This is a genomic window from Spirillospora sp. CA-108201, assembly GCF_050936235.1.
Classification (GTDB): Bacteria; Actinomycetota; Actinomycetes; order Streptosporangiales; family Streptosporangiaceae; genus Spirillospora.
The window spans coordinates 8,660,180-8,673,693 of record NZ_JBNJNE010000001.1 but is presented as its reverse complement, the minus strand read 5'-3'; the positions used below and the strand labels follow the sequence as shown (position 1 = coordinate 8,673,693).

Here is a 13,514-nt window from a genome sequence, read left to right as displayed (position 1 = left end):
GGCACGGCATGATCGGTGGTAGCGGAGGATGACGGTCATCGACGTCAACGCCGACCTCGGCGAGGGGTTCGGCGTCTGGAGGCTGGGCGACGACTCGGCGCTGCTCGACGTCATCACGAGCGCGAACGTGGCATGCGGGTTCCACGCGGGCGATCCGCTGATCATGCGGCGGGTGTGCGCGGCGGCCGTCGAGCGAGGGGTGACGATCGGCGCGCAGGTCTCCTACTGGGACCTCGCCGGGTTCGGCCGCCGGGAGATGGACGTGGCGGCTCCGGAGCTGACCGCCGAGATCCTCTACCAGCTCTCGGCGCTGGACGGCATCGCGCGCGCGGAGGGCGGTCGTGTGGCGTACGTGAAGCCGCACGGCGCCCTGTACAACAGGGTCGCGCGCGACCCCGTCCAGGCGCGTGCGGTGGCCGACGCGGTACGGGCCTACGATCCGTCGCTCCCCCTGCTCACTCTTCCGGGCTCGGCGGTGCATGACGTCTCCGACGGGCTCACCGTCATCGCCGAGTGCTTCGCCGACCGCGCCTACACGCCGTCCGGCGCGCTCGTGTCCCGCCGCGAGCCCGGGGCGGTCGTCCACGACCCCGACACGGTCGTGCAGCGCGCGGTGCGGATGGCGGTGGACGGCACCGTCGTCGCCGTGGACGGTACTGAAGTCACCTTGAAGGCCCGTTCCATTTGCGTGCACGGCGACACCCCCGGCGCAGTGGTCCTCGCCAGGTCCGTCCGGTCGGCGTTGTCCGAAGCGGGCGTCATCCTGGAATCGTTCGCGTGAAAGTGCGGCGGGTCGGCGACACCGCCTTGCTCGTGGAGACCGGGGATCTGGCGACCGCCCACCGGATGAACGCCGCCCTCAGGAACGCCCCGCTGCCCGGTGTCGTGGATGTCGTCCCTGGGGAGCGGACCGTCCTGGTGGTGGCGGACCACTCCGCCGACCTGAACCGCCTGGCCGCGCTCCTCCCGCAGCTGCGCCTGGAGGACGACGTGGTCAGAGAGGCCGCGCCACTGGAGATCCCCGTCGTCTACGACGGCGAGGATCTCGACGAGGTCGCCTCCCTCACCGGGTTGTCGCGCGAGGAGGTCGTCCGGCGGCACTCCACGGGCTCTTACACGGTCGCCTACCTGGGCTTCTCCCCCGGCTTCGGCTACCTGTCAGGGCTGGATCCCGCGCTGCACGTGGCACGGCGCGAGTCGCCGAGGAAGGCCGTCCCGGCCGGCTCGGTGGCGGTGGCGGGCCCGTACGCGGCCGTGTACCCGTCCCGGTCGCCGGGCGGCTGGCGGCTGCTCGGCCGCAGCCGCCTGCCGCTGTGGGACGTGACGCGCGAACCGCCGTCCCTGCTGCGGCCGGGGACGCGGGTCCGGTTCGTCGCCGAGGAGCGTTCTTGATCGAGGTCGTGCGGCCCGGACCGCTCGCGACCGTCCAGGATCTCGGCAGGCCCGGTCGCGCCCATTTCGGCGTGCCCCGCTCCGGGGCCGCGGACCGGCGCGCGTTCAGGCTGGCCAACCGCCTCGTGGGCAACCCGGAGGGCGCGGCGGGCGTGGAGTTCACCTTCGGTGGGGCGGCGCTGCGCTTCCATGAACGCGCCTGGATCGCGGTGACCGGCGCTCCGGTGACGCTGCGCATCGACGACCGACCTCATGGAGTGAACGCGCCCTGTTTCGTGGCGTCCGGCGGCCTGGTCGAACTCGGCACGCCCGCGTCCGGGCTCCGCAGCTACGTCGCCGTTCGGGGCGGTGTCACCGTAGATGAAGTGCTGGGGAGCCGTTCGACCGACCTCCTGTCCGGCCTCGGGCCGGCGCCCCTCGCGCCAGGTGACCGTCTGCCGATCGGTTCCGCCGCGAACTTCCAGCACATCACTGTGGACGTCGTGCCCGCGGCGGCCATGCCGGAGACCCCGGTCCTGCGGATCCTGCCCGGTCCACGTGACGACTGGTTCACCCACGACGCGCTGGCCACGCTCACGTCCACGCCCTATGAGGTTTCCCCGGACAGCAACCGTGTGGGCGTGCGCCTGAACGGACGCCCCCTCGAACGGGCGCGCGACGGCGAACTCGGCAGCGAGGGCATGGTCGTCGGTTCCCTCCAGGTGCCGCCCAGCGGCCTGCCCATCATCTTCCTGGCCGACCATCCGACCACCGGCGGCTACCCGGTGGTCGCCGTGCTCTCCTCGGCCGCCGTCTCCGATGCCGCGCAACTTCGCCCTGGGCAGAGACTTCGTTTCCGCCTCTAGCCCAGGGTCCCCGGGTCACCCGCGTTCAAAAGCGGTCAGGTCAGCGGGGCGGGGACGGACCAGTCCAGGTGGGAGACGTCGTTGAAGCCGCGGAGCGACGACAGATCGCCGAGCCTGACCAGCCGCGAGATCGAGCCGTTGTCCGCGCCGAGGAACGCGAACGGCCTGGCGCCGGTGGCGGCCGCGAGGGCCTGGGCGATGACCCCGCCGTGGGTGAACACGGCGATCCGGCCGCCCGTGTGGGCCGCAGCAAGCCGGACGAGGCCCTCCTCGACGCGCGCGGCGAACGCGTCGTTCTTCTCCGCCCCCGGGATGACGTCCCAGCGTTGCTCGGCGAACATCCGCTGGGCGACCGGGTCGTTCTCGGCCACCATCTTGCGGAAGAGGCCGCCCTCCCACTCGCCGAGATGGACCTCGCGCAAGTCCGCCTCGACCCGCGGCTCCAGTCCGAGGCGGCGGGCAAGCGGCGCGGCCGTTTGCGATGTGCGGCGCAGAGGCGTCACGTAGATGGCGTCCAGGCGCTCGCCGGCGAGCCGCTCACCGACCCGCTCGGCCTGCTCCCGTCCCTCGGGCGCGAGCTCGGGGTCGCCATGGCCGTCCACGAGCGGGAACGGCCGGTCCGGGCGCGCGGGCGCGGATGCGCCGTGCCTGATGAGCAGCACTTCGGTGGCGCCGTCCGGCGCTTTGTACGGCGTCTGCCGATACTCGGTCGGCTCATTCGGCTCGGTCGGCTCATTCGGCTCATTCGGCTCGTCCACGCTGCGCACCCTAGACGACCGCCCATACCGGACGTCGGCCGGTTCGGCCGCCTCGCTCCAGACGCGTTGTGGGTCAGCCCAGCAGCGAGCTCAGACGGTTCAGTTCCTCTTTGAGCAGCGCGGCGGGAATGTCCTCGAACGGGGTCACGGTCACGTCGCCGTCTGTGGCGCTCCAGACGCCGGCGACCCGCCCCTCATGCAGGACGACCGGGGAGATCCATCCCGCTGCCCGGCTTACCTGGCTTTTGTGCTCGGCGGGCACCAGGTAGGTCGAGCCCGTCCCGGCACCCAGGATGTACTGGTCGAACCCACCGAGCAGCCTGACGGACGTGGTGGGCGCGGTGTCGAGGAGCTCGTCCCTGTGCTCTTCCAGGACGTACATGGAGACGCCTTCGACCTCGACCGTGGCCAACCCTTCTTCCGCGGCGGCGAACCATGCCCTGACGTCCTTCTTCCGGCTCTGCTTGCGCATCAGCCAGTTGTCGAACAGGTCGGGGGTCGCGGGCCCGTGGGCGCCCAGATAGGCATGGATCACGGTCCGGGCGGCGTCCTCCATGGAGGGCAGACCCGACCACCCGGGGAGCCAATGCGCCGGAGACGTGAAGGTGACCTTGGCGCCTTGGGACGGCCCGTAACAGAGCACGCCCCACCAGGCCAGCGGCTTGAGCAGCGTGCCCCAGCCCGATCCGAGCACCTCGGCCAGATGGCGCGAGCCCGTCTCGTCCACGACGGCCCGGGTGAGCTCCTCGCGGGTGAGCGCCGCCCCGCCCGACAGAGCCTCGGCGGCGGCGGCGGCGATCGCCTCAAGGTCGGCGGGGGTGGCGCCGAAGGTCCGCTGCCAGGCGCCCTTCTCCCAGTTGCGGATGGACGAGCAAAGCTTGAGATAGGCGGCGGCCTCGTCTGCGGGGAGGAGGTGCAGTGTGCCGCGCGCCGCCCACGTCTTCACGAGCGTCCGTTCGTCCAGCAGCGCCCGTGACACCTCGCCGGGGACGGCGGTCCGCCGACGCACCGCGACCGCGAACTCGGCGGCGGACGCCACCTGCGCCTGCACCCCCGCCAGTCTCCGGGCCATCTGCGGCGCGGACACGTCCTCCGCCTGTTCGACGAACTGCCGCCGCATCCGCCAGGCGAGGACCTGCTTCCACGTCACCGAGACCATGCCTCGATTACAGCGCAGCTCACCGACAGTTCACGCAGGGCCCTCGAACGCGGGTCAGGCGAGGCGGTGGGACAGCTCGGCGAAGGCGTCCCGTACATCGTCGGTGGTGAGGAGCGTCAGGTCGGCGGCGGTCGCCGCGGACCCGAGCCGCGCCGCCCGGAGCGCCCGGCACGCGCACGCCTTCTCGTACATGGAGCGTGCGAAGCGACCGTTGCCCAGTTCGTCGATCCGGCCCGTTCCGCATGCGCGCTGGAACACGAGGGCAAGGTCGTCCAGGGCGTGCTCCTCCCACTCGTCGCCGTCTTGCTCGGCCATGAGCTGGGCGATGCGGAGCAGTTCGTCCGGGCCGTAGGACGGGAAGTCCACGCGTACGTCGAACCGGGAGGCGAGCCCGGGGTTCGAGGCCAGGAACCGGGTCATGTCCGCGTCGTATCCGGCCAGGATGACGACGAGGCGGTCGCGGTCGTCCTCGGCCCGCTTGAGCAGCGTCTGCACCGCCTCCGCCCCGAACACGTCGCCCCCCGAGTAGCCGGAGTTGCTCAGCGCGTACGCCTCGTCGACGAACAGGACGCCCCCGAGGGCGGAGTCGACGACCTTGTTGGTCTTCAGCGCCGTCGCGCCGAGGTGCTCGCCGACGAGGTCCGCGCGCTGGGCCTCGACCACCTCGGGGCGGGCGAGCAGCCCGAACGCGGCGAAGATGCCGCCGAGGACCCGCGCGACGGTGGTCTTGCCCGTGCCCGGCGGTCCCGTGAACACGAAATGGCGGGTCGGGGGGCGGGTGACCAGGCCCTGCTCCTGCCGCATCCGGGCCACCTGCAACTGGGCGGCGATCTCGCGCACCTGCCGCTTCACCGGCTCCAGCCCGATCATCGCGTCGAGGGAGCCGAGCGCCTCGTCCAGGGTGGGGGTCTCGGCGTAGCCGCGGAACCGCTCGGTGACCTCAGCGAAGGCGGTCTCCACGTCCTCGGCGCGCACGGTGACCAGGTCTTCGGCGGTGGGCCTGGCCGGTGCGCCCGACGACGAGACGGCTTCGACCACGCGCACGTCCCGCGCGCGCGCCGCCGCCTCGGCCAGCGACCGGACGAACCGGCCGTTGCCCAGGTCGTCGATGATGCCGCGCCGTTCGACCTCTTCGAAGCGGGCGGCGAGCCGCTGGCGGGCCTCCGCGTCGAGCCTGTCCTCACGCAGGGTGGTGTGGTAGTCGGCGATCTGCAGCAGCTCCGAGGGGCGGTAGGACGGGAACAGCACGCGCGTGCCGAACCGGGATGCCAGCCCAGGGTTGGAGTCGAGGAACTCCGCCATCTGGGTCTCGTACCCCGCCAGGATGATGACGAGGTTGTCCCGGTCGTCCTCGGCCCGCTTGAGCAGCGTCTGGACGGCCTCGTCCCCGAACCGGTCGGGTTGCCCCTCTGCGGAGTTGACCAGGCTGTACGCCTCGTCGATGAACAGGACACCACCCAAGGCGGAGTCGACGAGCCGGTTGGTCTTGATGGCCGTCGCCCCCAGGAACTCACCGACGAGATCCGCGCGGTGGGCCTCGACCAGGGCGGGCTCGGGCAGCAGCCCGAACGCGTAGAAGATCTTGGCCAGCACGCGCGCGACGGTGGTCTTGCCCGTGCCGGAGGGCCCGACGAAGACGAAATGCCGCATGGGCTTCTCGGTGGGCACCCCGGCGGCGGCGCGCATGTGCGCGGCCTCGATGGACGCGGCGATGGAGCGGACCTGCCGCTTGACCGGCTCAAGCCCGATCATGTTCTCCAGCTCCGCGAGCGCGTCCGCCACGGAGACGTCGGGCGACTCCGTGCGGCGCTCGGGCGGCGCCTGGCGCTCGGGGGCGGCGCCGGAGTCGGCCGCCTGCGCCGCGGCGCGCTGGTCGTGGACCGCCTGAGCGGCGGTGCCGGCGACCCCGTCCTCTCCGGCACCGCGCCGGTCGGGTCTGCTCGGCTTCTCCGGCCGTTCGCGCTTCTCGGAACCGGAGTTCTTGCGCGGCCCTGCCAGGGCGTCCCCTTTCGGGCTCGCCTGTTCCTGCACCCAACCCGTCTCGTAGGCCTCCGCCGGAACGGCTCGTCTTGCACGATCCCAGCGATAGGCGAGAACGGCCAGTGCCGCCAGCCAGCCCGGCGTGACGCCGGCCTCCGGCAGCGGGTGGGCACACGCCGCCGTCGCCACACCCGCGGCGGCCAGCCCCAGCAGCGTCGTGCGCCACGGCGCATATCCGCGCAGTCGGAAGGCGACGAATGCGACGGGTACTGCGAGCAGGGCGAGGAGCAGCGATGGATTCAGGTAGGGCGGGTTTCCTTCGTCCGGGTAGAGCCCGCCCAGAGGCACCGATAGGGCCAGCCAGGCCAGGATGACCGCGACGACGGCCATACCTGTGGGTGAGCGCAGCGTCAGGTGAACGACGACCAGCAGAATCACCGTGAAGGCGGCCACGTAGAGGATCGGCCCGTCCAGAAGGACCGTCGCCACCAGTACGATCGCGACGAGCAGCGCGGCCCCCAGGAACCTCAGTCCTGGAGTGACCTGGAAGTAGCGCCATCTCAGGCGCTCGAAAAGATCCCGCGCCGCGGCGTTCTTCGCCGGGCGGGAGCGGGACCTGCCGAACAAAGCCATCAAGAGCGAGTAAAGCGCAGGACCGCCCGGAACGGGACTACCCGCGCCCTGTTCGTTGACTTACATCGAGTCTGCCTGGTGCGGAGCAGAGCCCAGGCCGCACCGGGGAGCAGGACATTTGTCCTGTCCAGAAGTAGATGTTCGGCTCTGCATCCGGCACGGACCGGTCCGCGTACCGTGTCCCCGTGAACGAGAAGAACGTCACGTGATCCGCTGGAAAGGCGCCCCGACCCGGCGTGCACCGGCTCTGGACATGGAGCTGCTGGACCGTAATGGCCCAGGTGGTCAGGCATTCGTGTTCTGGCTCGTCATCCTTGTGTGGCCGATCTGGGACATGGTCAAGGGCCGGACCCATCCGCTGTGGCTCGCGATACCCGCACTCGCCGTCTTCGCCTTCCTGCATTTCGCCGTCGTTCGCACCGCGTTCGACGGGCGCTGCCCGATGCGGTCGCCGATCGTGCTGCTGGTCGTCCAGGCGGGTGTCACGTCCGCGGCCGCACTGGCCTTCCAGGGACGGTGGTACACGCTGTTCCCGCTCCTCGGTCTCGCCGCCGGCGTCGTCGTGGGACACGTCCCCGCCAGGTCGGGAAGACCGGAGCTGCCCATGCTCATCGGCGTCGGCGGCGTCTCGTCGCTGAGCGTCCTGGCGGGCCTGCTGGGCGGCGAGGACGGCGGTGCCCTCGCCGCCAACTGGTACGGGACCGTGACCGCGGGGATCGTGACGGCGGTCATCCTGAGGTTGTTCACCGCGATCGGGCTGCTGCGCGACGCCCGGGAGGAACTCGCCGAGGCCGCCGTGGCCCGTGAGCGGCTCCGGTTCTCCCGCGACCTGCACGACCTGCTCGGCCACACGCTCTCGCTGATGGTGGTCAAGGCGCAGGCCGTCCGGCGCGTCGCCGAACGCGATCCCGCGGTGGCCGCCGAGCAGGCCGCCGACATCGAGACCGTCGGACGCAAGGCCCTGCAAGAGGTCCGCCAGGCGGTCAGCGGTTACCGCGGTCGCGGGCTGACCGACGAGCTGGACGCCGCCAGGATGGCGCTGGCCGACAGCGGCGTGGACGTCGCCGTCCGGCGCACGGGCCCGCCTCTGGCGCCCCGGCCGGACGCCCTGCTCGGCTGGGCGGTGCGTGAGGGGGTCACCAACGTCATCCGGCACAGCGGCGCCGGACGTTGCGAGATCACCGTCCGCAGTGGCGAGGACGGCGCCGTCCTGGAGGTGAAGGACGACGGGGCCGGGGGCGGGCACGGCGGTTCTGTCGGTTCCGTCGGTTCCGGCGGCTACGGCCTGCGCGGCCTTTCCGAGCGGATGGAGGTGGTCGCCGGCACCGTCCAGGCGGGCCCCGCTCCGGACGGCGGCTTCCTGCTCACCGTCACCGTCCCCGTCACGGCGGCCATGGACGCCGGTGGACGATGAGCCCCGTGATCAGAGTTCTGCTCGCCGAGGACCAGGGCATGATGCGCGGGGCGCTCGCGCTGCTGCTCGGCCTGGAGGAGGACGTCGAGGTCGTCGCCCAGGTCGGCGACGGCGCGCAGGTCCTGCCCGAGGCGATCCGGACGTCCCCGGACGTCGCCGTGCTCGACATCGAGATGCCCAGCCGCAGTGGTCTGGACGTGGCCGCCGACCTGCGCCGGGAGCTGCCCGCTTGCAAGATCCTGATCGTCACCACGTTCGGGCGCCCCGGCTACCTGCGCCGCGCCATGGAGGCGGGCGCCAGCGGGTTCCTGGTCAAGGACGGCCCCATCGAGGACCTGGTCACCGCCCTGCGCCGTGTCCTGGCCGGTGAGCAGGTCGTCGACCCCGCACTGGCCACCGCCGCCCTTACGATGGGCCCGAACCCCCTGACCGAACGGGAACGGGACGTGCTGGGCGCTGCGGCAGACGGGTCTCCCATCACCGACATCGCCGGGCGCCTGCATCTGTCGGAGAGCACCGTCCGCAACTACCTTTCCGCAGCCATCGGCAAGACGGGTGCGCGCAACCGCATCGAGGCGGTGGGGACCGCGCGCCACAACGGCTGGCTGTGAACCGCCGCCTCCGGGCACGCGGGACGGCGCGCCCCTACGATCGGTGGCGCAGGCCGTTCCCGCTCTAAGGAGACCCCTTGACCGACCCCACCGGCGCCCTCCCCGGCCTGGTCCCCTCTCCCGCCACCGCCCCGAGCGTGGCGCGCGCCGCGGGCTACGAGATCGAGGAGGAGTTGCGGGCCGCGCCGTCCGGCACCGGCCGCCCGGTCGTGATCGCGGGAGTGGACGAAGTCGGGCGCGGCGCTTGGGCGGGCCCCGTCGTAGTGTGCGCGGCGGTGACGGACCTGAGCCCGCCGCCGTCCCTGCCTGGGCGGGGGAAGAAGACGGTCGCGCTGACCGACTCCAAGCTCCTCACGCATGCGCATCGCGAGGCGTTCGCAGAAATCCTCCCCGATTGGCTGGACGGGCACGCCATAGGCTCGTCCAGTCCAGAGGAGATCGACGAGCTGGGCATGACCGCCGCGTTGAGGCGTGCCGCCGTCCGCGCGTTGGAGTCGCTGCCCGTCCAGCCCGATGTGGTCATCCTTGACGGCAAGCATGATTTCCTCAGCCGACCCTGGCGCGTCCGGTGCGAGGTCAAGGCCGACCAGAGGTCGGTCACCGTCGCGTCCGCGTCGGTCTTGGCGAAGGTCCACAGGGACCGGCTGATGGCGGATCTGGACGAGGAGTTCCCCGGCTACGGGTTCGCCGACAGTGCCGGTTACCCCTCACCTGTCCATCAGAAGGCCTTGGAGGAGCACGGGCCTACGCGGCATCACAGGCTGTCGTGGTCGTACCTGGACGACCTTCCACGCTGGCGGCACATGAAGAAGCACCGCGATCCGCTCGCCGGCGAAGGACAGCTCAGCCTGCTGTGACCCTTTGGTGAGCCCCTCCCGCGCATGAGTCATCCCCGATGGCTCGGGTAGAGCGGCAGACAGGGGAGGTGGATGCCATGGATGCCGTCGTCAAGAAGCTGCTGCGAGAGTCCGGCGGGACGTTCGCCGAAGACGCGGGCATAACCCTGAAGGACCAGCCCGCCCCACTGTTCAAGCTCCTCGTCCTGGCGAACCTGCTGAGCGCCCGCATCTCCTCGGGCATCGCCCTCGCCGCCGCCCGCGAGCTGTTCGAGGCGGGGGGCGGCACGGCACGCGGCATGGCGAGGCTCACCTGGCAGGAACGCGTGGACGCGCTCGGCCGGGGCCACTACGTCCGCTACGACGAGAGCACCGCGTCCCGCCTGGGCGACATGGCGGAGCTCGTCGAAGACAGGTACAAGGGCGATCTGAGGCGGCTCGCCATCGAAGCCGGGCGCGACCCCAAGAAGGCGGCGGAGCTGCTGCAGGAGTTCCCCGGCATCGGCCCCACCGGAGTGGACATCTTCTGCCGCGAGGCGCAGTCCATCTGGCCGTGGCTCCGCCCCTACGTGGACGGCCAAGTGAAGAAGGGCGCCGAGCGGCTCGGCCTGCCCAGCGACGCGAACCGACTCGCCTCGCAGGTGCCGGACAAGGACCTGGCCCGGCTCACCGCGGCGCTTGTCAGGGTGGCCCGGGACAAGAAGCTCGCCGAGCACCTGAAAGCCGCGTGAGCCGGACGCGCAAGCGTCACATCCAGACGGCGACCTCGTCCACCTGCTTGCGTGTGATGTCGGGGACCATCGCGTCGGGCGCGGGGTAGCCGACGGGAATCACGACGTACGCGCGTTCTTCCTGCGGGCGGTCGCACACCTCGTTCAAGAAGCGCATGGGACTCGGGGTGTGCGTGAGGGTCGCCAATCCGGCCTGGTGGAGCCCGGCCAGCAGGAACCCCACGGCGATGCCCACGGACTCCTTCACGTAGTACGGCCGCGGCGTCTCAGGGCCCTTGTGCACTTCGAAGACGATGATGACCGCCGAGGCGTCCTCAAGGAACGGCTTGCGCCAATCAGTGCCCAGCGGAGCCAGCGCGTCCAGCCACTCCTGCGAGGCGCGCCGTTCGTAGAACTCCCGCTCTTCCCGCTCGGCGGCGTCCCTGAGAAGCCTCTTGCGCTCCGGGTCGGTCACCACCACGAAACGCCATGGCTGCAGGTTGGCCCCACTGGGCGCCGTCGCCGCGGCCCGGATCGCGTGCTCGATGACCTCGCGCGGCACCGGACGGTCGGAGAAGTCCCTGACGGTGCGGCGCAGCGTCATCGTGTCGGCGAACGCCTGGACGCGCTCGACGGACTGCTCGGGCGAGACGTCGAAACGGGGCGCAGGCACGACGGGATACCGCGGCTGGGTGCTCATGTGACCGTTCCTACCGTCGGCCACGGGCCCGGGACAATCGGCAGGATCAGCCAACGTTCCGGGCCCGTTCCGGCACTCCGCGCGTCGCGGGGTGCTCAGTCCTTACCGCGCGAGGCGACCCACTCCAGATTCCAGCCGTACGCCTGGTCGACCGTCATCTTGCCCCAGCGCGGACGGCCGGGCGGCGGCAGGACGTACCGGCCCTCACGGCGGACGACCAGTTCCCCGTTCACGTTCTCGATGAGCGCCAGGACCGCGTCACGTGAGGCGTCCATGCAGTCGTTCATGTGCATCTCGATCGGCGGCGCGCCCACCGGGAAGAGCGTGGCGACCGCGTCCATCCCCCGGAAGTCGTCCGCGCCGTCGTAGATCTCCGCGAACACCAGGATCCGCTTGAAGTCCGCCGTGTGGTCGAGGTTGATGTGGAGGTTCTCCCCCGTCTCGATCGCGCCGGTGCGGTCGTCCTTGTCGAGCTTGATGAACGGCGGGCGCTCCAGCGCGCCCATGTCGCCGAGAGCGTGGATGATGCCCTTCCGGCCGTCCTTCAGCTCCCACAGGCAGCACAGGTCCAGGTCGAGGTCGACGCCGCGGCGGCGCTTGCCGAGGAGCCCCTTGGCGGCGCCCTCGCGCGCGGTCCAGTTGAGGTTGACGCGCATGTGGCCGCCCGTCGCCCCGTGCTTGGTGAGCGACACCGACGGCGCGTTCTTCGTCAGGGAGATCTTGCCGCCCTGCTGTTGCGGCGGCGCGGCCCCGGCAGGAGGCGGGGGCGTGTGCTGGGCGGGCGGCGGTGTGTACCCGCCGGCAGGCGGGGCGTACTGGTCCGCCGGCGGCTGGTACTGGCCAGGGGGCGGCGGAGGCGCGTACTGCCCGGGAGGAGGCGGATACTGACCAGGAGGCGGGGCGTACTGGCCGGGCGGCGGCGTGTACTGCCCCCCAGGAGGCGGCGGGGGCGCGTACTGGCCGCCCGGGGGCGGCGGAGGCACGTACTGGCCGCCGGGGGGCGCGTACTGCTCCTGCGGCGCGGGCGGAGCCTGCGGGGGCGCAGGCGGGGTCTGCTGCTGCGGAGGCGCGGGCGGCGGCGTCTGGCCGGGGTCGTCGACGCTGATACCGAAATCGGTGGCCAGCCCGGCGAGCCCGGAGTCGTAGCCCTGGCCGATCGCACGGAACTTCCACACGCCCTGCCTGCGGTAGAGCTCGCCGAGCACGAACGCCGTCTCGGTGGTGGCGCCCTGGCTTTCGAACCGGGCGACCTCCGTCCCGGCAGCGGCGTCCACCACGCGCACGTACAGTCCCTTGAACTGTGAGAACTTTCCACCGTCAGAGGACGCGGCGATGACTATCTTGTCGACGGCGGGCTCGACCCGGTTCAGGTCGACCGACAGGACATCGAGCACGGTCGGCCCCTGCTGCTTGCCCTCGTGCCTGACCGCGCCCGAACCGTGCACGGGCTGGTTGTAGAAGACGAAGTCGTCATCCGACCGGACCCGGCCGGTCTCCGCCACCAGGAGCGCCGAGGCGTCCGCGTCGGGCACGCCGGGGCCGCCCTGCCAGCCGAGCTCGACCCGCACCGAAGGAACCGGAACCGCCGTGTTGGCGCCCTTCTGCATCGACATGAACGCTCCTCGTCATCGACCGACTGTGACCAACCTACGGGCAGCCGCCCGGCCCCGCGACATGCCATGAGGGAGGACGCTCGGCGACCTTCGGGAGTTCCGTTTCGCTCGCGTGCCCTCAACCGGAGGAGTCGGTGGGCGGCACCCCTGGAAGTGGGGCGGGCTCTGGCGTGCGCAGGCCGTCCAGGACGATTCGCAGATTGCGGTCCCACTGCTGGTCGCCCGCCTGCAGACCCACCGTGTGGTCGCCGGTGGAGACGGACATCAGCAGGAAGGCGACGTCCTGCCAGGTGATGTCCGCGCGCATGGCGCCGGCGCCCTGGGCGCGCTCCACGAGCAGGCGGATGCGCTCGCGCAGTTCCGCGCGCGCGTGGTCGATGCCGCCGCCCAGCGCGTAGTTGATGTCGCAGAGTTCGTTGCGCAGCCGCGTGTAGGACGCCGCGAAGTCGCAGAAGCCCTCCCAGGGGTCGGGATCGGCCAGCCCCTCGTCGCCCTTGGCCACGATCTCGCCGAGCACCTCCGCGAGAACCGCTTCCAGGAGCGTCTCCAGCGTGCTGACGCGCCGGTAGAACGTTCCGACGCCCACCCCGGCGCGGCGAGCGATCTCATGGGCGGTGACGTCGCCGCCGATCTCGCCGGCCGCCTCGCGCGCCGCCGCGACGAGACGCTCCACGTTGCGCCGGGCGTCGGCCCGCGGGCGGCGGCCCGAACCGTCGTCCAGCAACCGGTCCACGGCGCTCCTGGTACCGCTCATGAACCGGATCCTAGCCGCAAGCGGACGGTTCCGGTCCGATTCAAGTGGACAGCTCGCGTCCGGTTGCGCTAACTTCCCTCGAAGCGGACGGCATCGGTCCGTTTGACGA

Annotated in this window: 13 protein-coding genes; 7 read left to right on the top strand and 6 right to left on the bottom strand. The window is 71.4% G+C overall.

What is annotated here, in order from left to right; translation table 11 throughout:
- Window positions 1–28 precede the first annotated feature (28 nt).
- Genes ACQEU6_RS41465 through ACQEU6_RS41455 form a run of 3 tightly spaced genes read left to right on the top strand, consistent with a single transcriptional unit; the run spans window position 29 to window position 2,237 of the window.
- On the top strand, window positions 29–781 hold the full coding sequence (locus ACQEU6_RS41465) for a LamB/YcsF family protein (RefSeq protein ID WP_499339188.1): 753 nt from the start codon (window positions 29–31) through the stop codon (window positions 779–781).
- Window positions 778–1,392: a 5-oxoprolinase subunit PxpB gene (gene pxpB, locus ACQEU6_RS41460; RefSeq protein ID WP_499339187.1), complete on the top strand. Its 615-nt coding sequence runs from the start codon at window positions 778–780 to the stop codon at window positions 1,390–1,392. The genes ACQEU6_RS41465 and pxpB overlap by 4 nt, the downstream gene beginning before the upstream one ends.
- Window positions 1,389–2,237, top strand: coding sequence for a 5-oxoprolinase subunit C family protein (locus ACQEU6_RS41455; RefSeq protein WP_499339186.1), 849 nt, complete (start codon window positions 1,389–1,391; stop codon window positions 2,235–2,237). Before pxpB ends, ACQEU6_RS41455 begins: the two co-directional genes overlap by 4 nt.
- Window positions 2,238–2,272: 35 nt before the next feature.
- On the opposite strand, the gene ACQEU6_RS41450 is transcribed toward ACQEU6_RS41455, so the two are convergent.
- The 3 genes from ACQEU6_RS41450 to ACQEU6_RS41440 form a co-directional block, all read right to left on the bottom strand.
- Window positions 2,273–2,995 (bottom strand): histidine phosphatase family protein, encoded by a 723-nt coding sequence (locus tag ACQEU6_RS41450; RefSeq protein WP_499339184.1) that lies wholly within the window; start codon window positions 2,993–2,995, stop codon window positions 2,273–2,275.
- Between the two features lie 73 nt (window positions 2,996–3,068).
- Window positions 3,069–4,154 carry a winged helix DNA-binding domain-containing protein gene (locus ACQEU6_RS41445; RefSeq protein WP_499339182.1) on the bottom strand — a complete coding sequence of 362 codons (1,086 nt, stop codon included), beginning with the start codon at window positions 4,152–4,154 and terminating at the stop codon, window positions 3,069–3,071.
- Window positions 4,155–4,208: 54 nt separating this feature from the next.
- Window positions 4,209–6,767 (bottom strand): AAA family ATPase, encoded by a 2,559-nt coding sequence (locus ACQEU6_RS41440; RefSeq protein ID WP_499339181.1) that lies wholly within the window; start codon window positions 6,765–6,767, stop codon window positions 4,209–4,211.
- A gap of 253 nt (window positions 6,768–7,020) precedes the next feature.
- Here ACQEU6_RS41440 and ACQEU6_RS41435 point away from each other — a divergent pair, with 253 nt between their 5' ends.
- The 4 genes from ACQEU6_RS41435 (at window position 7,021) to ACQEU6_RS41420 (ending at window position 10,359) form a co-directional block, all read left to right on the top strand.
- Window positions 7,021–8,181 carry a sensor histidine kinase gene (locus tag ACQEU6_RS41435; protein ID WP_499339180.1) on the top strand — a complete coding sequence of 387 codons (1,161 nt, stop codon included), beginning with the start codon at window positions 7,021–7,023 and terminating at the stop codon, window positions 8,179–8,181.
- A 5-nt stretch (window positions 8,182–8,186) separates the two neighbouring features.
- On the top strand, window positions 8,187–8,792 hold the full coding sequence (locus tag ACQEU6_RS41430) for a response regulator (protein WP_499339179.1): 606 nt from the start codon (window positions 8,187–8,189) through the stop codon (window positions 8,790–8,792).
- A 107-nt stretch (window positions 8,793–8,899) separates the two neighbouring features.
- Window positions 8,900–9,649, top strand: a complete 750-nt coding sequence (gene rnhB, locus ACQEU6_RS41425; protein WP_499340519.1) for a ribonuclease HII — start codon at window positions 8,900–8,902, stop codon at window positions 9,647–9,649.
- 77 nt (window positions 9,650–9,726) lie between these two features.
- The gene (locus ACQEU6_RS41420; RefSeq protein ID WP_499339178.1) at window positions 9,727–10,359 is read left to right on the top strand and encodes an HhH-GDP family DNA glycosylase; all 633 of its coding nucleotides are present in this window, start codon (window positions 9,727–9,729) and stop codon (window positions 10,357–10,359) included.
- A 16-nt stretch (window positions 10,360–10,375) separates the two neighbouring features.
- On the opposite strand, the gene ACQEU6_RS41415 is transcribed toward ACQEU6_RS41420, so the two are convergent.
- The 3 genes from ACQEU6_RS41415 to ACQEU6_RS41405 form a co-directional block, all read right to left on the bottom strand.
- Window positions 10,376–11,038, bottom strand: a complete 663-nt coding sequence (locus tag ACQEU6_RS41415) for a nitroreductase family protein (protein ID WP_499339177.1) — start codon at window positions 11,036–11,038, stop codon at window positions 10,376–10,378.
- A gap of 95 nt (window positions 11,039–11,133) precedes the next feature.
- Window positions 11,134–12,651 (bottom strand): TerD family protein, encoded by a 1,518-nt coding sequence (locus ACQEU6_RS41410; protein ID WP_499339176.1) that lies wholly within the window; start codon window positions 12,649–12,651, stop codon window positions 11,134–11,136.
- A 118-nt stretch (window positions 12,652–12,769) separates the two neighbouring features.
- Complete coding sequence (locus ACQEU6_RS41405) at window positions 12,770–13,405, bottom strand: TetR/AcrR family transcriptional regulator (protein ID WP_499339175.1); 636 nt, start codon at window positions 13,403–13,405, stop codon at window positions 12,770–12,772.
- Window positions 13,406–13,514 lie beyond the last annotated feature (109 nt).